At 48.1% G+C, this 20,522-nt stretch carries 17 protein-coding genes and 1 riboswitch; of the genes, 13 read left to right on the top strand and 4 right to left on the bottom strand.

What is annotated here, in order from left to right:
- Positions 1 to 39: 39 nt before the first annotated feature.
- Positions 40 to 771 (bottom strand): HTH-type transcriptional regulator MlrA, encoded by a 732-nt coding sequence (mlrA, locus tag FDW97_RS07280; protein WP_042307362.1) that lies wholly within the window; start codon positions 769 to 771, stop codon positions 40 to 42.
- A 225-nt stretch (positions 772 to 996) separates the two neighbouring features.
- Between mlrA and FDW97_RS07275 the strand changes: the two genes are divergently transcribed.
- Genes FDW97_RS07275 through FDW97_RS07265 form a run of 3 tightly spaced genes read left to right on the top strand, consistent with a single transcriptional unit; the run spans position 997 to position 3,915 of the window.
- Complete coding sequence (locus tag FDW97_RS07275) at positions 997 to 2,682, top strand: sensor histidine kinase (protein ID WP_038641939.1); 1,686 nt, start codon at positions 997 to 999, stop codon at positions 2,680 to 2,682.
- Positions 2,679 to 3,398 carry a two-component system response regulator BtsR gene (gene btsR / locus FDW97_RS07270; protein ID WP_038641937.1) on the top strand — a complete coding sequence of 240 codons (720 nt, stop codon included), beginning with the start codon at positions 2,679 to 2,681 and terminating at the stop codon, positions 3,396 to 3,398. The genes FDW97_RS07275 and btsR overlap by 4 nt, the downstream gene beginning before the upstream one ends.
- A 46-nt stretch (positions 3,399 to 3,444) precedes the next feature.
- A complete protein-coding gene (locus FDW97_RS07265; RefSeq protein ID WP_087856170.1) occupies positions 3,445 to 3,915 on the top strand; it encodes a DUF1456 family protein in 471 nt (156 codons plus the stop codon).
- Between the two features lie 44 nt (positions 3,916 to 3,959).
- Here FDW97_RS07265 and FDW97_RS07260 read toward each other — a convergent pair whose 3' ends face one another.
- The gene (locus tag FDW97_RS07260) at positions 3,960 to 4,418 is read right to left on the bottom strand and encodes a YehR family lipoprotein (protein ID WP_137350835.1); all 459 of its coding nucleotides are present in this window, start codon (positions 4,416 to 4,418) and stop codon (positions 3,960 to 3,962) included.
- A gap of 224 nt (positions 4,419 to 4,642) precedes the next feature.
- Positions 4,643 to 6,676 carry a methionine--tRNA ligase gene (metG, locus tag FDW97_RS07255; RefSeq protein WP_038641933.1) on the bottom strand — a complete coding sequence of 678 codons (2,034 nt, stop codon included), beginning with the start codon at positions 6,674 to 6,676 and terminating at the stop codon, positions 4,643 to 4,645.
- A 164-nt stretch (positions 6,677 to 6,840) separates the two neighbouring features.
- Between metG and apbC the strand changes: the two genes are divergently transcribed.
- From apbC to FDW97_RS07225, 6 genes are all read left to right on the top strand, one after another.
- The gene (gene apbC / locus FDW97_RS07250) at positions 6,841 to 7,950 is read left to right on the top strand and encodes an iron-sulfur cluster carrier protein ApbC (protein ID WP_038641931.1); all 1,110 of its coding nucleotides are present in this window, start codon (positions 6,841 to 6,843) and stop codon (positions 7,948 to 7,950) included.
- A gap of 265 nt (positions 7,951 to 8,215) precedes the next feature.
- Positions 8,216 to 8,497, top strand: coding sequence for a DUF2574 family protein (locus FDW97_RS07245; protein ID WP_085047890.1), 282 nt, complete (start codon positions 8,216 to 8,218; stop codon positions 8,495 to 8,497).
- Positions 8,498 to 8,774: 277 nt separating this feature from the next.
- Complete coding sequence (locus FDW97_RS07240; RefSeq protein ID WP_170973664.1) at positions 8,775 to 9,344, top strand: fimbrial protein; 570 nt, start codon at positions 8,775 to 8,777, stop codon at positions 9,342 to 9,344.
- Between the two features lie 45 nt (positions 9,345 to 9,389).
- The gene (locus FDW97_RS07235; protein ID WP_085047892.1) at positions 9,390 to 10,073 is read left to right on the top strand and encodes a fimbria/pilus periplasmic chaperone; all 684 of its coding nucleotides are present in this window, start codon (positions 9,390 to 9,392) and stop codon (positions 10,071 to 10,073) included.
- A 12-nt stretch (positions 10,074 to 10,085) separates the two neighbouring features.
- Positions 10,086 to 12,566, top strand: a complete 2,481-nt coding sequence (locus FDW97_RS07230; protein ID WP_069323462.1) for a fimbrial biogenesis outer membrane usher protein — start codon at positions 10,086 to 10,088, stop codon at positions 12,564 to 12,566.
- Between the two features lie 9 nt (positions 12,567 to 12,575).
- Positions 12,576 to 13,613: a hypothetical protein gene (locus FDW97_RS07225; RefSeq protein WP_085047893.1), complete on the top strand. Its 1,038-nt coding sequence runs from the start codon at positions 12,576 to 12,578 to the stop codon at positions 13,611 to 13,613.
- A gap of 51 nt (positions 13,614 to 13,664) precedes the next feature.
- On the opposite strand, the gene FDW97_RS07220 is transcribed toward FDW97_RS07225, so the two are convergent.
- Positions 13,665 to 13,997, bottom strand: coding sequence for an RcnB family protein (locus tag FDW97_RS07220; RefSeq protein ID WP_137350833.1), 333 nt, complete (start codon positions 13,995 to 13,997; stop codon positions 13,665 to 13,667).
- An 822-nt stretch (positions 13,998 to 14,819) separates the two neighbouring features.
- Here FDW97_RS07220 and FDW97_RS07215 point away from each other — a divergent pair.
- The 4 genes from FDW97_RS07215 to thiD all read left to right on the top strand — a co-directional run bounded on the left by FDW97_RS07215 (position 14,820) and on the right by thiD (position 20,488).
- Entirely contained in the window at positions 14,820 to 17,945 is a 3,126-nt protein-coding gene (locus FDW97_RS07215; protein ID WP_137350832.1) for an efflux RND transporter permease subunit, read from the top strand.
- A complete protein-coding gene (locus FDW97_RS07210; protein ID WP_137350831.1) occupies positions 17,938 to 18,555 on the top strand; it encodes a TetR/AcrR family transcriptional regulator in 618 nt (205 codons plus the stop codon). Before FDW97_RS07215 ends, FDW97_RS07210 begins: the two co-directional genes overlap by 8 nt.
- A 219-nt stretch (positions 18,556 to 18,774) precedes the next feature.
- Positions 18,775 to 18,871, top strand: a riboswitch (TPP riboswitch).
- Positions 18,872 to 18,902: 31 nt separating this feature from the next.
- Complete coding sequence (gene thiM, locus FDW97_RS07205) at positions 18,903 to 19,691, top strand: hydroxyethylthiazole kinase (RefSeq protein WP_137350830.1); 789 nt, start codon at positions 18,903 to 18,905, stop codon at positions 19,689 to 19,691.
- Positions 19,688 to 20,488, top strand: a complete 801-nt coding sequence (thiD, locus tag FDW97_RS07200) for a bifunctional hydroxymethylpyrimidine kinase/phosphomethylpyrimidine kinase (protein ID WP_085047897.1) — start codon at positions 19,688 to 19,690, stop codon at positions 20,486 to 20,488. The genes thiM and thiD overlap by 4 nt, the downstream gene beginning before the upstream one ends.
- Positions 20,489 to 20,522 lie beyond the last annotated feature (34 nt).

Raw genomic sequence — 20,522 nt, 5'->3', positions numbered from 1 at the left:
ATGTGAATCTAAGGATTGTACACTTTTGTTAATAGAATATTAAATACCGAGTGGATAAATATCGTGACCTAACGCGCGCCATTCACTCAGCTGCTGTTGCTGAGCGGGCGTCTGGTTCTCGCCGCACCAGACAAGTAAGGTTCGACCCTCAAACATTTCCGGTCGTAGTTGGTTCAGTGAGTGAGCCAGAACGTCAACGCGCCATCCCTGCTGACTGGCAACCCAACCCTCCAGCCACAAACGGGTGGTATCGTGAATGTTCCAGCCGACAACCAGCGCATCTTTACCCTGTTTCTTGCGCGCTGAGGCCAGACAAATCGCGATATAGTTGATGAGGACGCCGTCGAGGATCCCGAGTAACGCCTGGAGGATCGGCTGCTGACACTGCAGACGGCGGCGTAACGGTGTGAACAAATGGGTGTTGAGCGTTTGCGCGGGATAATCCTGGCCACGCTCTTTGATCCACATTCTCAGACTATGCAAATTATTGCTTTGCAAATAGCTTAATAGCGTCTCTTGCTGTTCACGCCAGCCGTTATGCACATCAATGTTCTCATTGCTGAGCAACATTTTCACCTTACTGACCTGAACGCCGTTGTTTATCCAGCGTTTTATCTCTCGGATCCGGTCAATATCCGCGTCGTTAAACAGGCGATGACCGCCGTCTGTCCTCTGCGGTTTGAGTAATCCGTAACGCCTCTGCCACGCGCGTAAAGTGACAGGGTTGATATCACAAAGCAAAGCCACTTCACCTATTGTGTAAAGCGCCATCGTCGTCTCACTCTTGCTCGCGAGGTCCCAGTTTTACTTTAGACGCTCTTTTACGAACCAGGTAGTTTTGTCTGTTTTTTGATCAATGAAGGGGTGAGTTTGTCGTCCTACTCGCGCTTTCGAGTGATCGTTCTCACAAATTCCTGTTTTTTTGCAACACTTCAAAGAAAGTTACGCGCAGCCCATGTATGTTACGCGCTTTTAAGTGATGTGTGGTTGGCGCGTATGTACGAGTTTAATCTGGTGTTGCTGCTGCTTCAGCAGATGTGCGTGTTTCTCGTTATCGCGTGGCTAATGAGCAAAACGCGTTTGTTTATCCCGCTGATGCAGGTCACTATCCGTCTCCCGCACAAACTGCTTTGCTATGTCACCTTTTCCATTTTCTGCATTTTGGGCACCTATTTCGGGCTGCACATTGATGACTCTATTGCTAACACGCGTGCCATCGGCGCGGTGATGGGCGGGCTGCTTGGCGGTCCCGTAGTCGGTGGTTTAGTCGGTCTGACCGGTGGCTTACACCGTTATTCAATGGGCGGTATGACGGCGCTAAGCTGCATGATTTCGACCATTGTGGAAGGTTTACTCGGCGGGCTGGTGCACAGCGTGCTCACTCGTCGCGGTCGTACCGATAAAGTCTTCAGCCCGTTGACGGCGGGCGCGATTACCTTTGTGGCCGAACTGGTGCAGATGCTGATTATCTTGTTAATTGCTCGTCCGTTTGATGATGCGTTTCGGTTGGTCAGCAATATTGCCGCGCCGATGATGGTGACGAATACCGTGGGCGCAGCCCTGTTTATGCGTATATTGCTCGATAAACGGGCGATGTTTGAAAAATACACCTCCGCTTTTTCCGCTACTGCGCTCAAAGTTGCCGCCTCTACGGAAGGTATTTTGCGTCAGGGATTCAACGAGGTTAACAGCATGAAGGTGGCCCAGGTGCTGTACGAAGAGCTGGATATCGGCGCGGTGGCGATTACCGATCGTGAGAAGCTGCTGGCATTTACCGGCATTGGTGACGATCACCACCTGCCTGGTAAACCGATTTCGTCGTCGTACACTCTACGGGCAATAGAAACCGGAGAGGTGGTGTATGCCGACGGGAATGAAGTCCCTTACCGTTGCTCTTTGCATCCGCAATGCAAATTAGGCTCGACGCTGGTGATTCCGCTGCGGGGTGAAAATCAGCGGGTGATGGGGACCATCAAACTGTATGAGGCTAAAAACCGCCTCTTTAGCTCGATCAACCGCACGCTGGGGGAGGGGATCGCTCAGCTACTTTCGGCGCAAATACTGGCCGGACAGTACGAGCGGCAAAAAGCAATGCTTACGCAGTCAGAAATAAAACTCCTGCATGCCCAGGTGAATCCTCATTTTCTGTTCAATGCGCTCAATACCATCAAAGCCGTGATCCGCCGCGATAGCGAGCAGGCCAGTCAACTGGTGCAGTACCTGTCGACCTTCTTTCGCAAAAACTTAAAACGCCCGTCGGAGATTGTCACACTGGCCGATGAAATTGAGCACGTGAACGCCTATTTGCAAATTGAAAAGGCACGATTCCAGTCACGGCTACAGGTGACTTTAACGGTGCCTGATGAACTTTCGCATCAGCAATTACCGGCTTTTACCCTGCAGCCCATCGTGGAGAATGCCATTAAGCATGGTACCTCTCAATTACTGGATACCGGAGAGGTGTCGATTACCGCCCGTCGCGAAGGGCAGTATCTGATGCTGGATATTGAAGATAATGCCGGGCTGTATCAGCCAACGTCTGAGGCCAGCGGGTTGGGTATGAATCTGGTCGATAAGCGACTACGCGAGCGGTTTGGCGATGACTTTGGCATCAGCGTAGCGTGTGAACCTGACCGCTTTACCCGAATTACTTTACGACTTCCTCTGGAGGAACAGGCATGATCAAAGTGCTGATTGTCGATGACGAACCGTTAGCGCGGGAGAATCTGCGGATCCTGTTGCAGGAGCAAAGCGACATCGAGATTATCGGGGAGTGTTCGAATGCGGTGGAAGCCATCGGCGCGGTACATAAACTGCACCCGGATGTCCTGTTTCTCGATATTCAGATGCCGCGTATCAGCGGCCTGGAAATGGTCGGGATGCTTGATCCCGAACATCGTCCATACATTGTTTTCCTGACCGCGTTTGATGAGTATGCGGTCAAAGCCTTTGAAGAACACGCGTTTGATTATCTGCTCAAGCCGATTGAAGAAGCGCGGTTGGAAAAAACGCTGAGCCGTTTACGTCAGGAACGCACGAAGCAGGATGTATCGCTACTGCCCGAGCATCAGCAGCCGCTGAAGTTTATTCCGTGCAGCGGTCATAGCCGTATTTATTTGCTGCAAATGGATGATGTGGCGTTTATCAGCAGCCGTATGAGCGGCGTGTATGTCACCAGTAGCGATGGCAAAGAGGGGTTCACAGAGTTAACGCTCAGAACGCTGGAAAGCCGTACGCCACTCCTGCGCTGCCACCGCCAATATCTGGTGAATTTGGCGCAATTGCAGGAAATCCGACTGGAAGATAACGGCCAGGCCGAGCTGATTTTGCGTAACGGGCTGACCGTTCCGGTGAGTCGTCGTTATCTTAAAAGTCTAAAAGAGGCGATTGGACTGTAAAACTGATACACTGCGCGCCATTGCATCACCGACTGTTGAAGGCTCTATGCTAAGTAACGATATTCTTCGTAGCCTGCGCTACACCCTGAAAGCGAACAATAACGACATGGTGCGTATTCTTGCGCTTGCTGACATGGAATCCACCTCCGCGGGTTTCGATACCTGGATGACAAAAGAAGATGAAGACGGGTTTGTGCGTTGCCCGGATATCATTCTTTCCGGTTTTTTAAACGGTCTGATTTATCATCTGCGTGGGAAAGATGAATCAGCGCCGGAGCTGGCGCTTGAGCGTCGTGTTAATAACAATACGGTGCTGAAAAAGCTGCGTATCGCCTTTTCGCTGAAAACCGATGATATTCTGGCCATTATGACCGAGCAGAAATTTCGCGTGTCGATGCCGGAAATTACCGCCATGATGCGCGCGCCGGATCATAAAAACTATCGCGAATGCGGCGATCAGTTCCTGCGTTATTTCCTGCGCGGTTTGACCGCACGCGTACATAGCACGAAAGCATAACGAGAAAAACGGGCGACCACGATTAAAATCGGGTCGCCGACGGTTTACTTCACTTCTTTAAAACCCTCCGATTCCATTACCGTTTGCATTTGCTTCATGCTGATGTTTTTATCGGTATTCTCAGACAGCTTCATCCCGGAAATTGCCTGCAATGCTTTTACATCGACTTTTTCCATATCGATAGTGACGTTTTCCTGCGCATAGGTGTCTGAATAGGTGAGCTTTTCTTCTATGCCAGGGATGTTTTGATATTTAGCGCTTAAGGCGTCAAATACTTTTGCTGCTTCTTCTTTATTGCTGGCGCCGACCGACGCATAGCTGATTTTGCTTTCAGAGATTTGTTTCAGAACCTTATCGCCCTTATAGGTGTAAGAGACGGTAATATCCGAGCCGTTTAGGTTGGCATTAAATGTTTTTGTCTCTTCTTTATCACCACACCCCGTCAGGGAAAAAATGACAACCGACGCTACGGCAAGAGAAACTAATTTTTGAAACGCTGTCATGTAAAACTCCATTTCATGAATATCGGATGCAAAATAATAGAGCCTATGAATTTGATGGGCCCGTACGACCTTAATAGCAAAGCAGTATAGAATAAATCTAATCGCAATGGCTGAGCAGTCCGAAAATGGAGTGAAGTGACGCGTTTGAGATTAGGGGAATAGCTACTGCAAAAAAAAAGCGCTGCCATTGCAGCGCTTGATAGGCTTGATAGGCTTGATAGGTCTTACTTCACCTGTTGGCCTGGTTTTGCGCCTTCATCCGGACTTAACAGGAAGATATCTTTCCCGCCAGGACCCGCCGCCATCACCATACCTTCGGAAATACCGAAGCGCATTTTACGCGGAGCCAGGTTGGCTACCATAATGGTCTGACGTCCAATCAGAACCTGCGGATCCGGATAAGCAGAACGAATACCGGAGAAGACGTTACGCTTTTCGCCACCGAGATCCAGCGTCAGACGCAGCAGCTTGTCAGAACCGTCTACAAACTCAGCGTTTTCAATCAACGCTACGCGCAGGTCAACTTTGGCGAAATCGTCAAAGGTGATGGTTTCCTGAATCGGATCGTCCGCCAGCGGGCCGGTGACCGGTGCGGCTGCGGCTTTCACCTCTTCTTTAGACGCTTCAACCAGCGCTTCAACTTGTTTCATGTCGATGCGATTGTAGAGCGCTTTAAAGGTGTTGACCTTGTGGCCGAGCAGCGGCTGCTCGATAGCATCCCAGCTTAGTTCGCTGTTCAGGAAAGCTTCAACACGCTCAGCCAGCGTCGGCAGTACCGGTTTCAGGTAAGTCATCAGCACGCGGAACAGGTTAATGCCCATTGAGCAAATTGCCTGCAGGTCCGCATCGCGGCCTTCCTGTTTAGCCACAACCCACGGGGCCTGTTCGTCAACGTAGCGGTTTGCCACATCGGCCAGCGCCATGATCTCACGGATAGCTTTACCGAATTCACGGCTTTCCCACGCTTCGCCAATGACTGCAGCGGCATCGGTAAAGGTTTTATACAGTGCCGGATCGGCCAGTTCTGCCGCCAGCACGCCGTCAAAACGCTTGGCGATAAAACCAGCGTTACGGGAGGCCAGGTTAACCACCTTGTTGACGATATCGGCGTTAACGCGCTGGACAAAGTCTTCCAGGTTCAGGTCGATGTCATCAATACGTGAAGAGAGCTTCGCGGTGTAGTAGTAGCGCAGGCTGTCGGCGTCAAAGTGCTTCAGCCAGGTGCTGGCCTTAATAAAGGTGCCGCGAGATTTGGACATCTTCGCGCCGTTCACCGTCACATAACCGTGTACGAACAGGTTGGTCGGCTTACGGAAGTTGCTGCCTTCCAGCATGGCAGGCCAGAACAGGCTGTGGAAGTAGACGATATCTTTACCGATGAAGTGATATAGCTCGGCGGTAGAGTCTTTCTTCCAGTATTCGTCAAAGCTAGTGGTGTCGCCGCGCTTATCGCACAGGTTTTTGAACGATCCCATATAGCCAATCGGCGCATCCAGCCAGACGTAGAAGTACTTGCCAGGCGCATTCGGGATTTCAAAACCGAAGTACGGTGAGTCGCGGGAAATATCCCACTGCTGCAGGCCGGCTTCAAACCATTCCTGCATTTTGTTGGCGACCTGCTCCTGCAACGCGCCGCTGCGCGTCCATGCCTGCAGCATTTCGCTGAATGACGGCAGGTCAAAGAAGAAGTGTTCTGAGTCACGCATCACCGGCGTTGCGCCGGAAACGACGGATTTCGGCTCGATAAGTTCGGTCGGGCTGTAGGTTGCGCCACAGACTTCACAGTTATCGCCGTATTGATCCGCAGACTTACATTTCGGGCAGGTGCCTTTAACGAAACGGTCCGGCAGGAACATGCCTTTTTCCGGATCGTAAAGCTGGGAGATAGTGCGGTTTTTAATAAAACCGTTCTCCTTCAGGCGCGTGTAAATCAGCTCAGACAGCTCGCGGTTCTCTTCGCTATGCGTAGAGTGGTAGTTGTCATAGCTGATGTCAAAACCCGCAAAATCAGTCTGATGCTCCTGACTCATTTCACCGATCATCTGCTCTGGCGTGATCCCAAGCTGCTGTGCTTTCAGCATGATTGGCGTACCGTGGGCGTCGTCCGCGCAGATGAAGTTTACCTGGTGGCCGCGCATTCGCTGGTAACGGACCCAGACATCAGCCTGGATGTGCTCCAGCATATGGCCGAGGTGGATAGAGCCGTTGGCGTACGGCAGCGCGCACGTTACCAGAATTTTCTTCGCGACTTGAGTCATAGTGGGCAATTACTTCTTTTGTAGTGAAAAGGGCTTAGATAGTACCAAAATGGTAATTACTGCGCCAAGCGATAAGGGCATTTATCCGTAAATGAATAATTGTTGCGGTTGGAGTAAACTACCTGGTGACTATTGTATTTTCAGAACAACAAAAAGGAGTCGGGATGAACGCACAATCCCAGGCCAAATCACCAGAAACCCTGCGCGCGATGGTCGCCGGGACGCTGGCGAATTTTCAGCATTCAACCCTGAAGCATAATCTGACGACGCTTAAAGCGTTGCACCACGTCGCCTGGATGGATGACACGTTGCACGTCGAGCTGGTCATGCCCTTCGTCTGGCATAGCGCGTTTGAAGCATTAAAAGAGCAATGCAGTGCAGATCTGTTGCGTATTACCGGCGCGAAAGCGATTGACTGGAAGTTGTCACATAACATCGCCACCCTGAAACGTGTGAAAAATCAGCCGGGTATTAATGGTGTGAAAAACATCATTGCCGTCAGTTCCGGCAAAGGCGGGGTGGGTAAATCTTCCACTGCGGTGAACCTGGCGCTGGCGCTGGCTGCGGAAGGGGCAAAGGTGGGCATTCTTGACGCCGATATTTATGGCCCGTCCATCCCGACGATGCTCGGCGCGGAAAACCAGCGTCCCACTTCACCGGACGGCACCCATATGGCGCCGATCATGTCTCACGGTCTGGCGACCAACTCCATTGGCTATCTGGTCACCGACGATAACGCTATGGTGTGGCGCGGGCCGATGGCCAGTAAAGCGCTATTGCAGATGCTGCAGGAAACCTTATGGCCAGATCTTGATTATCTGGTACTGGATATGCCGCCAGGCACCGGTGACATCCAACTGACTCTGGCGCAGAACATTCCGGTAACTGGGGCGGTTGTAGTGACCACGCCGCAGGATATTGCGCTGATCGATGCGAAAAAAGGCATTGTGATGTTCGAAAAAGTCGAAGTGCCGGTGTTGGGTATTGTTGAGAATATGAGTATGCATATTTGCAGCAACTGCGGGCATCATGAGCCAATCTTTGGCACCGGCGGCGCACAGAAACTGGCCGAGCAGTACCACACCCAACTGCTGGGACAAATGCCGCTGCATATTTCTCTGCGTGAAGACCTCGATCGCGGTACGCCGACGGTTATCAGCCGTCCAGACAGCGAATTTACCGCCATTTACCGTGACCTTGCAGGGCGCGTGGCAGCGCAGCTGTACTGGCAGGGTGAAGTTATTCCGGGCGAAATTGCCTTCCGCGCGGTGTAATTTCTGGCGTTAAATATTATTCACCGCATCAATGATATATTGATGCGGTGAATATGTAAGATGAAGAAAAAATAGAGCATTGTTTACCCTGTCTTAATAAAACATGTTTTTTTCTGAATTAAATCCGATATTCATCATTTAAATTGATCATGCCTATCCTATTGATTTAGTATTTCAATTGGTTTTCGCGTGGTAGCGCACCTATTATTACGCTAAATAACTACCCTGCATGTTAAATCGGGCTTAATACAGGAATGACGTTTAGATGAAAAAAACTTTGTCGCTGGGAATTATAGTTCTGGCTTATGGATTAAGTCTTCCCGCGTTGGGAACAGATACCGCAACCTTAACTATTAGCGGCAACGTTGTCGCGCCGACCTGCAGTACCGAAGTGGTAAATGCTCAGCTTCAACAGCGCTGCGGCAACACCACCCACGTTTCGAGTACCGAACAAACTGTTTCATCGGTGGTGAGGGGAGTAACAACGGAACTGGTCGCTGTTCCAGGCAGTGATAATCGTCAAATTATCCTCAACCGCTACGACTAGGATACTCTCTTTCATATAGCCCACATCACTCTCATGAATGATGTGGGCTTTTTTATTTATCTTAAAAATAAATATGAATGGTAAATTACGTTAACTTATTAATTGTGTAAATAAGATTGGTTCCTGACTATTTGTTGTAATTATATTGCATTGAGTAACTTGTCTTAAATCAAAAAAACATTCCGTTTACATTGCGGTAACGATTTAAGTGTGTAGATTCTAATTACAGGAATAACACCACGTAACAAATCTAAATATGTTGATTAAGGAAGATACTATGAAACGTTCAATTATTGCTGCGGCAGTGGTAACAGGATTATTTATGAGTAGCGGGGCGTTTGCTGCTGGGGTTGAAGAAGGTACGTTAACAATTACCGGTATGGTGTCAGGTACCGCTTGTAAGTTCCTTGATACAGCAAATACCGCTACTATTACATTAGACGATATTCCCGCTACAGTACTTACTCCACTGGCCGCGGGTCAGGATACGGGGTATGGTGAAAATGAAGCAGATAAGAATTTAATTCTTGAGTGTAATAGTAGCGATAATGTCAAAATAAAAGTTGATGGTAGTGCTTTTGATTATAATAGTGTTATTGAAAATACAGGCACAGGTCCTGCAGAGGTCGGTTTTAAATTATTTCACAAGAATGTTTTAATTACAAAAGATGGTCAGGATGAATTTAAGCTTTCAGATCTTGAACGGTTGGGTTTATCAACTGAGGGTAATACTCAATACGGGCTTCGACTTTCGGCTCGTTATGCAAAGGCTTTAGGTGCTGCGGGTGCTCCCGTTGGTACAGGTGAAGTAAAAGCAAATATAAAACTGATTGTTGTTCAGGATTAGTGTTATACCGGCAACCCTGGTTGCCGGTATAAAAAGGGAATTAAAATGAAAATATTAGGCGCGGTAATTACATTATCACTTATGACACCGGCTCAGGCAGGGATAGTGATTTATGGCACAAGAGTAATTTACCCTGCAGAAAAAAATGAAATAGTTATACAGTTGATGAACCAGGAAAAAAGCGCTTCTTTGATACAGGCCTGGATTGATGATGGTAATACAACGCTGCCACCCGAGAAGATTCAGGTACCTTTTTTGCTGACGCCTCCAGTCGCTAAAGTAGCGGGAAATTCAGGGCAGCAGCTTAAAATTAAGAAAATGCCTAATATGCTACCAAATAATAAAGAGAGTCTGTTTTATCTCAATGTGTTGGATATCCCACCCAATAATCCGGCATATGATGGTAAAAATGTACTTAAATTTGCTATGCAGAACCGGATTAAGCTCTTTTATCGTCCTGCAGGTGTTGCGCCAGTTAATAAAGAAATTTTTAAAAAATTATCGTTAAACCATAGTGGAAGAAATTTCTCTATAAAAAATAGCAGTGCTAACTGGATAACGGTCACGGAAGTTAAAGCTGGCAGTATCAAGATAAATAATGACTCGGTGATGGTTGCGCCATTATCTAGCGAATCTTTTACGGTGAAAAATAGTAATGCCAGTCAGTATAAACTAACAATTATTGATGATCATGGCAATTATATAAGTGATAACGTCAGCCTGAGATGACAGGAGCTGATTATGTTAAGGATGACCCCGCTTGCTTCTGCGATATTATTGTCTTTGTTGTCTTTTTCTGTCCTGTCGGCAGAAGAAACTTTTGATACACACTTTATGATGGGCGGGATGAAGGGCGAAAAAGTTTCTGCTTTACGCGTTGATGATAATCATCCTTTACCTGGACAATATGACGTGGATATCTACGTTAATAAACAGTGGCGCGGCAAATATGAGATTACAGTTAAAGATACGGCTGCTGAAACCTGCCTGACTCGCGATACCATCACGCGTTTAGGGATTAATACCGATAAGCTTGATAAAACCAAAAACTGCCTTTCTCTTGAGCAAGCGGTGCAGGGCGGGAGTTATCGCTGGAACATAGGAAAATTTCAGTTAGATCTTAGCGTACCCCAGGCCTACGTTGACGAGCTGGAAAATGGCTATGTGCCGCCGGAAAGCTGGGATCGCGGTATCAATGCCCTTTATACCTCCTATTATCTCAGCCAGTACAATAGCGACTATAAGAATTCTGGTAACAGCAAAAGTACCTATGCGCGATTTACCAGTGGATTAAACCTGCTGGGCTGGCAGTTGCATTCCGATGCCAGCTACAACAAAACGGATGACAGCAGCGGGGAATGGAAAAGTAACACCCTTTATCTGGAATACGGTATTCCACAAATTCTCGGCACGTTACGCGCCGGGGATATGTACACCTCATCTGATATTTTTGACTCGGTACGCTTTCGTGGGGTGCGTTTATACCGTGATATGCAGATGTTACCCAACTCAAAACAAAGCTTTACCCCGGTGGTGCAGGGGATTGCGCAGAGCAATGCGCTGGTCACTATTGAGCAGAACGGTTTTGTGGTGTATCAGAAAGAAGTACCGCCAGGCCCGTTTTCTATCGCGGATTTGCAGTTAGCAGGGGGAGGTGCAGATCTTGATGTTAGCATCAAAGAAGCCGATGGATCGGTTACCACCTATCTGGTGCCATATGCAGCGGTACCTAACATGTTGCAGCCTGGGGTCTCAAAATATGATTTTGCCGCCGGACGTAGCCATATCGAAGGGGCAAGTAATCAGACCGACTTTGCGCAGATGAGCTATCAATATGGGTGGAGTAACCTATTAACGTTATATGGCGGTACGATGCTCGCTGATAACTATAATTCGTTCACGTTAGGAACTGGCTGGAATACCCGAATTGGCGCAATCTCCGTGGATGCGACGCGTTCACACAGTAAACAGGATAATGGTGATGTATTTGATGGGCAAAGCTATCAAATTGCTTATAATAAATATTTGACACAAACCGCCACGCGTTTTGGCCTTGCTGCCTATCGATACTCATCACGGGATTATCGGACTTTTAACGATCACGTTTGGGCCAATAATAAAGACAGCTATCATCGTGATGAAAATGATGTTTATGACATAGCGGATTATTACCAGTATGATTTTGGTCGCAAAAACAGTTTTTCCGCCAATGTGAGCCAAACTTTACCGGCGGGCTATGGTTCCTTATCACTAAGTATATTGTGGCGCGATTACTGGGAGCGTAGTGGCACGAGTAAGGATTATCAGTTGAGTTATACCAATAACTGGCAACGTATTAGCTATACCTTTTCGGCCAGCCAGACCTATGACGAGGATCATCGCGAGGATAAGCGTTTTAACCTTTTAATTTCTGTTCCGTTTGACTGGGGGGATGATATTACCTCAAGACGCCGCCAGATATATTTATCTAACTCAACGACCTTTAATAACGATGGGTTTTCCTCAAACAATACCGGACTTTCCGGGACGATGGGCGATCGCGACCAGTTTAACTATGGCGTTAACCTGAGCCATCAGCGCCAGGACAGCGAAACGACGGCAGGCACCAACTTAACCTGGAACGCACCGATTGCTAAACTAAGCGGTAGCTATAGCCAGTCTAATAAATACCGGCAGGCGGGTGGTAATATTTCGGGCGGGATAGTGGCCTGGTCCGGCGGGGTGAATCTTGCGAACCGCCTTTCCGATACTTTTGCAGTAATGCAGGCGCCGGGACTGCAAGGCGCCTACGTCAACGGGCAACGTTACCGCACCACTAACCGCAGCGGTGTGGTGTTATATGATATGTTGACCCCGTACCGGGAAAATAGCCTGACGCTGGACGTTTCTAATACCGACAGTAAAACCGAGCTATTGGGTAACCGACACAGTGCCGCGCCTTATCGCGGCGCCGTGGTGCTGGTGAAATTCGATACCGACCAACGGCAGCCCTGGTTTATTCGCGCCCAGCGCCCGGATGGTTCACCGTTAACTTTTGGTTATGAGGTGGAAGATAACCAAGGGAATAATATTGGCCTGGTCGGTCAGGGCAGCCAGCTCTTTATTCGTACCGACAGTGTGCCGCCGGAAATTAAAGTCGCAGTGGATAAACAACAGGGACTTTCATGCTCAATCTCCTTTGGTAAAACGATTGATGAAAGTAAAGTTTATATTTGCCGGTAAGGAGGATGTATGAGATTTATATGTTTGTTATTTCTTATGGTTGTATCATTTTCAAGTTTTTCTATGTGTTATGATGATGATTTTTCTTTTTTAGGAACTGCGACAAAAATTTCGGATGGGGTGGCTGTAAGTGAAGATATAGAAATAAATTTAAATGAGGCGCAGTTAAATTTATTTCAGCAAACTATTGCTCAAAATTTTAATTTTACTTCTTCAAGAAAATTCCACTGTCAATTTTCGAATAAAAATAGTAATAATTACGAACTCACTGCCATACCTCTTTATAATCATATCATGTACTATCGGATAGAGTCAGAAGATATAAGTAGTTATATATATGTCGCAGTGAGAATTATAGTGCAAAATTCCCCTGTCTTTCCACTTTCTCGAATTGCGGGGATATTGAGTCAGTATGAGTATTTTAATTTCAATGGTGGTGAAATTAATTCGAAAGGAAGCTACAGGGTAGATTATAAATTAATCAATCAAGATCCGGGAGGAACTACGTCTATAAAATTAAATAATTCAACGCTCCTTGGCGATTATATTGTTTTTACGGAGGACCGTACTGACTCTAGTCATTATTTAGCCCAAAAAATCAAGGTGAAATTTAATTATACTCCTACTACCTGTTCTTTTACTGATACTGCAGTTAGAGTTAATACTGTAAATTATAGTGATGTGAAGAATAATCTTTCATATGATGCTGATGCCGAAGTGAAAATTGATTGTGACCAAATTGTGGCCTATGCCACAAGATCAGTTCATTACAGATTCGTTTCTGATAATGCTGTCGGTAATGTTTTACCTAATGAATATACGAATAGTGATAGCGCTGGAAATATTGGCTTTGAGTTAATAAAAGATGGTTCTGTAGTTAATTTAAGCAATAATCATTATGATCTGATAGCATGGGGAGATTTAAAAGAAAACGTGGCCAGAAATACGATTATACCGCTGAAATATAAATACACTCCTTATGGAGATAAGATATTTAAAGCCGGGCAGGTACTAAGCCGTGTAAAAATTGTTATCGATTATGATTGATCACGCTATGGTATTTTACGCACTCCCTCATCAGAGCGAGTGCGTGTTTTTTCACCGATGATAAAAAATCTCGCCGTCGTAGGCTTTAATGATCTTAGCATCGGCATCATTGACCAGCACATACGCGCCGCCCATGTAGGTCCAGTGGGTGCCTGCTGTCGGTTCGGGCAGGTTGCGCAGATTCCACTGCTTAATAGTGTATTCGCTGGTGAGATACAGTGGTGGAACTTTGTCACCGGGTTTGAAATGGGTGAAGTCAGCAATAAAGCTGCTCAGCTCATATTTATCGATACCGGTGGGGGCAGCTGTTGCAGCCGGCGCGGCCCAGACGACACTGCTCGCAAGCAGGAGTGCACCCAGCAACATTTTATTCTTCATACCCATCTTCTCTACCTCTTCGGGTCATCAAAATCAGTCATGTATCATTCCTGGCTTACAGGGCATCTGACAAGGACTTTTTTGTTATCACTCCAGTAATTTCGTAAAAAGTGTAAATGAATGTACAGCATTGCGACAATTTCGAGTGGCAATTTAGCGATGAGGTGTCACGTTTTTGCATATCAACTCAGGGTAGCGCTGTTCCACAGCATACATGAGTTGCTCCGGTTTCTGTGACCCGGAACAATTGTCTTCAAGAAAACCCACTACAGGAATGGAGTAAAAAGTTGATGCTTGTTTAATCAATTTATTTACTTTACTGTAAAGTAAATAAATTGGCGAGGCTTTACTATGACGAACTTTAGTAAATGGGGAAAGTTATTAATTTTCATATTGTTAATGACTTTGTCATGTCATCTTAAGGCATCTCTGCCTGGAGGGGGGGCTGTAGAGCCAAAGACGGTTGATCGCTGTCTTGTTACGCGGGACCGGGAGCAGGCTTGCTTTCAGTGTACCGATTTGAATTATCAGCATATGCAGTTACGACTCAGCTATTTACGTTTTTTACTACTCCAAAATAGTTTCACTATCCAAACCTATGACTATTTATGGCGTGAACATCAACGAACAATGTCTTGCCTCGAAATCAGCAGATACATTGTCGCGAAAGCAATCAATATTCTGCTATGCCCAGCAACGGTCAAATTACCCATACCTCAACCTGTTTTTAATTTGTGGCAAACATCGCATATGGCTTTTATTCAACGAGCCAGGCCTCCGCACGTGTTTTCACTGCGCGACCCCATTGACTAAACGGAGGAAAACACGATGCTGGCTCACTTCTTTATTTTCCGTCCTGTTTTCTCCGCGGTCATTGCTATTTGCATCGTTTCTGCTGGTATCCTGGCTCTTTTAACACTGCCTGTTGAGCAGTATCCGGATATTGCGCCACCGGGGGTGAACGTTACGGCAAACTACCCAGGCGCTTCTGCGCAAAACGTTGAGGACAGCGTAACGCAGCTACTTGAACAGCAAATAAAAGGAATTGATGGTCTGCTTTATTTTTCTTCAACCAGCAGTTCAGCTGGTCAGTCCCGTATTAGCCTTAGTTTTGAACAAGGTATCAATCCCGATATAGCCCAGGTCCAGGTACAAAATGCTGTAAACCAGGCTATGACACGGCTACCGCAGGAAGTGCAACAACAGGGACTTTCTGTGACTAAATCACAGGGAGATAGCCTGATGGTTATCTCCTTATATGACCAGAACGACCGTTTAACCAGTGTCGATATCAGCGACTTCCTTATCAACACGTTGCAGGAGCCCTTAAGTAGAGTTAAGGGGGTGGGAGAAACAACAGTTTTTGGTGCGCAATATGCTATGCGGATTTGGCTCAACCCACATCAGCTCAATAATTATGGTTTGATGCCCTCTGATGTACAAACGGCTATCGAGGCACAAAATTCGCAAGTTACCAGCGGAGAAATTGGCTCTCTTCCTTCTCTCAATGATCAGTATCTGAATGCGACGGTGACCGCCCAGTCCCGCCTGGAAACATCGACGCAATTTGAAAGTATCATTCTTCGGACAAATAATGATGGCTCAGCTGTATATTTGCGAGATGTTGCTCGAGTCGAACTCGGGGCTGAAAACTATCAGAATCTGACCACACTTAATGGTCATCCTGCGGCTGGAATATCTATTCAACTCGCATCCGGAGCTAATGCTCTGGAAACTGCTGAAAAGGTTCGCGCTGAAGTTAACAGATTAAAAGATCGATTTCCGCAAGGCATTGTAGTTGCCTATCCTCGTGACAGTACTCCGTTTGTGACGGTGTCCATCACAAATGTTGTGCAGACGCTGATTGAAGCGATCGTTTTTGTTGTGGTGGTAATGTATCTGTTCTTACAAAACTGGAGAGCCACATTAATTCCCTCATTGACGGTACCTGTCGTATTATTGGGCACATTCGGCATCCTCAGCCTGCTAGGGTATAGCATCAATACCTTAACACTTTTTGCCATGGTGCTTGCCATTGGGTTACTTGTCGACGACGCGATTGTCGTGGTTGAGAATGTCGAACGAGTAATGGAAGAAGAACATCTCGAGCCGCTGCAGGCTACGCTAAACTCCATGCGGGAAATAACCGGTGCATTAATAGGTATCGCGCTGGTCTTATCCGCAGTTTTTATTCCAGTTGCTTTTTTTGGTGGCTCAGTCGGCATTATTTACCGCCAGTTCACGGTCACCATTGTTTCTGCTATGGTGCTTTCCGTGCTGGTTGCACTGACTTTAACCCCTACATTGTGCGCTCATTTGCTTAAAAGCCGAAATGAGAAGAAAGGGAAATTCTTCACTCATTTCAACAGGTATGTCGAAAAAAGCCAGCATCGTTATATTAATGTGCTCGCGCAAATATCAGCACGCCCTGTGAGAATCATTATTCTCGCTTTTCTGATGTCGATGTTCATGGTTTGGCAATATCAAAAACTCGCGACCAGTTTTCTTCCGGAGGAGGATCAGGGGGCAATATCAATCCAGTTCACTCTTCCTCCAGGGGCACCAATGTCAATGACTCAGAGGGTTGGAGATGAAATCACACGCTATTTCATGACGCGGGAGAATGCCAATCTTAACGCTATATTTACTGTCGCTGGACGAAATAACGCAGGTAGCGGGCAAAATGTGGGAATGTCCGTTGCTGAGTTAAAGCACTGGGACGAACGTCAGGGGGAAACTAACAGCGCTCAGGCTATTATCGCAAGAGCTAATCAATATTTTAATCAAACGTCTCAGAACGCCTCTGTCAGCATTGTATCGCCACCCACAGTTCGGGGGCTAGGACAATCCAGCGGGTTCGAATTATGGCTTCAGGACATTTCAGACCGCGGTTACCACAGTCTTAATCAGGCGCAAACAATGTTACTTACGGCTGCCAGAGAAAACCAAAATCTGAGCGCTGTGCGAATGAACAGCCTGGCCGAGAAGGCGTTGCTGCAGGTAGATATTGACAGACAAAAAGCACAAGCTCACGGCCTTGAACAGGCGGATATCAACGAAACGCTTTCTGCTGCATGGGGAGGGATTTACGTTAATGACTTTATTGACCGTGGCCGTGTAAAAAGGGTTTATATACAAGGTGATGCGCCATGGCGTTCACTACCTGAAAACTTATCCTCCTGGTTTGTACGTAACAGTAGCGATAATATGACCTCATTCGCCAGTTTTGCTTCCTTCCGTTGGACTACTGGTCCACAAATGCTTCAGCGATTCAATGGATTACCTGCTGTGCAATTTCAAGGAGACGCAGCTCCGGGAATAAGTTCTGGGGCAGCAATGGCTGAAATGGCCCGGCTGATAGCGCCAATTGAAGGATTTGATCTGCAGTGGAGCGGGATATCATGGCAGGAACAGGCTTCATCGGCACAGACACTATGGGTATATCTTGCCTCCGTTGCGTTCGTATTTTTATGTCTGGCTGCTTTATATGAAAGCTGGTCTGTGCCCATTGCTGTGCTGCTGATTATCCCACTTGGGGTTCTCGGCGCAGTGAGCGCAGCCTTGATCGCCGGATTTGAAAATGATGTCTACTTCCAGGTGGGTATACTCACAACGATGGGGCTCTCAGCAAAAAATGCAATTCTCATTATTGAATTTGCTCTGGCGCAAATCCGCAAGGGTAAACCTTTGATTCAGGCTGCTTTTGAAGGAGCAAGATTACGCTTACGTCCTGTCATCATGACGTCTCTGGCATTTGTTGTTGGTGTTATCCCTCTGGTACTCTCTACTGGCGCAGGGGCCTCCAGCCAAAAAGAGATTGGAACTTCGGTAATCGGCGGTATGCTCACAGGCACGTTACTGACGCTGCTCTTTGTCCCAATATTTTTTATTCTCATTCAGCAGAGAATCTCGAGACTGAAAAAAGGCAAACGTAAGGAATGCAATAATGGTTAATCAACGTGGGCGGCCAATGAAGTCCCGTCCTCGCATTTTACAAACGGCATGTGAGCTGTTTCTCAAGCATGGCATTGACGTGTCTCTTGATACTATTGCCAGTGAAGCAGGGACAACGCGGCCGACACTTTACAGCCATTTTCCAGGGGGAAAGGATGCTCTCCTGCTGGCGACGTTTGAATTTCTGAATGACAAAATGCAGCCGCCTTTACGCCAGTTGCTCCAGGAGCAACTGGATTTTCCCGATCTCCTGAGAGGGTTTGCCCGGGTTGTACAGAATCATTTCTATACTCCGGAGAATATCCATTTCCAGCGTTTATTGATTCAAGTGCTGGTTCAAAAGCCCGATTTACATGTCATGCTGGAGCAAAGAAACTCTGGACGCGTTTTGCAGGCGTTGACGGAAATTCTGGAACAGAAAAATAATGAAGGAATAGTTACGTTAGATAATCCGGAATTACAGGCTACTGCTTTCCTCGGGGCCATTATGGGTTATCTCCTTCCTGGTGCAATAATTGCGCAAAAAGCAGTTGATCCCCATAAACTTGAGAAACTGGCTGAATGTTCAGTGGCAACGTTTCTGTCTGCCTGGAAATTTAAGCAGGGATGATCGTTGTGTCCCAGCATTGAGACGCTATACGAAATGCCTGAGTGGATGACGTCGCCTGCGCCAATGATCATCCTTTCCAGAATCAACCCCTGCTGTTCACTTCCCTCACTGACTGGTAAAGTATGTGGTGTGGATACATTCCGCCATTCAGTAAATGGATAGCAGGGGCTCGAGTATGTAAGTTTCTCTCGCTATCCTTTAATATTATTGAGTTTTATGTAAAACGACTCGGGGTGCCCTTCTTTGTGAAGGCTGAGAAATACCCGTACCACCTGATCTGGATAATGCCAGCGTAGGGAAGTCTGACACTGCTCGTGTCCCTTCTTCGCGCGGGCAGGAGCTGAACCATGCAGCCTGACCTGCACAGCCGCGCGCTCGCGGCCCATGCCTTACACCACTTTAGAACGCTTTCCCCCCTCACGCACTGTATGACCAATGAGGTCGTGCAAAACTTTACCGCCAATACGCTGCTGGCGTTAGGCGCATCACCTGCGATGGTGGTTGAACCTGAAGAAGCCAGCCAGTTTGCGGCTATTGCCAGCGCATTGCTGGTTAACGTCGGCACGCTTACCCTGGAGCGGGCCACGGCGATGCGCGTCGCCGTTGAGCAGGCGCTTCTTGCTAAAACCCCCTGGACGCTCGATCCCGTTGCCGTGGGCGCTCTTGAGTTTCGCCGCCGCTTCTGTCTGGATTTACTGTCGCTACAGCCAGCCGTAATTCGCGGTAATGCCTCGGAAATACTGGCGCTGGCAGGAATGAACGGCGGGGGGCGTGGCGTGGACACGACCGATACGCCAGCCGCTGCGCTTGGCGCGGCCCAGGCGCTGGCCCGTCAGGTAGAGACCATCGTCGTGGTGACCGGCGAAGTGGACTATGTTACCGATGGTCTGCGCACCGTCTGCGTGAATGGCGGCGATCCGTTGATGACGCGCGTGGTCGGCACCGGATGTGCGCTATCTGCGGTCGTTGCGGCCAGTTGCGCACTGCCCGGTGACCGGCTTGATAACGTCGCCTCCGCCTGTAGCTGGATGAAACAGGCCGGACAAATCGCCACGCAACAATCGACCGGGCCGGGCAGTTTTGTCCCGGCATTTCTCGACGCCCTCTATAACCTGAACGCGCAGGAGCAAGCATGAAACGGATTAACGCATTAACGATTGCCGGAACCGATCCCAGCGGTGGCGCGGGTATTCAGGCCGATTTAAAAACGTTCTCCGCGCTTGGCGCTTACGGCTGTTCGGTGATCACTGCGTTGGTGGCGCAAAATACGCGTGGGGTGCAGTCGGTATATCGCATTGAACCTGACTTTGTCGCCGCGCAACTGGACTCAGTGTTCAGCGATGTACGTATTGATACCACCAAAATCGGCATGCTGGCGGAAGCGGATATTGTTGAAGCGGTCGCCGAACGTTTGCACCGCCATCGGGTGCAAAATGTGGTGCTGGATACGGTAATGCTGGCGAAAAGCGGCGATCCGTTACTGTCGTCCGCGGCGGTAAAAACGCTGCGTACCCGTTTGCTGCCGCAGGTTTCAATTATCACCCCAAATTTGCCGGAGGCCGCGGCATTGCTCGGCGCATCGCATGCGCAAACGGAACAGGAGATGTTAGAACAGGGAAGGGCGCTGCGAGCGCTGGGCTGTGAGGCGGTGCTGATGAAAGGCGGTCATCTGGAGGATGCGCAAAGCCCGGACTGGCTGTTTACCCGTGACGGCGAACAGCGTTTTACTGCGCCCCGTGTTATCACTAAAAATACCCACGGTACCGGTTGTACGCTGTCCGCAGCGCTGGCGGCGCTGCGTCCACGGCATAACAACTGGGCTGATACGGTACAGGAAGCCAAGCTGTGGCTTTCAGCTGCGCTGGCACAAGCCGACACCCTTGAAGTCGGGCAGGGAATAGGTCCGGTGCATCATTTCCACGCGTGGTGGTAATGAGTATACTGGCAGCAGAAACGTCTGCCTGGAA

The sequence above is a fragment of the Citrobacter sp. wls708 genome (genome assembly GCF_005281255.1).
In the GTDB taxonomy this organism is placed as follows: domain Bacteria; phylum Pseudomonadota; class Gammaproteobacteria; order Enterobacterales; family Enterobacteriaceae; genus Citrobacter; species Citrobacter werkmanii.
This window is presented reverse-complemented; position numbering and strand designations above follow the sequence as displayed.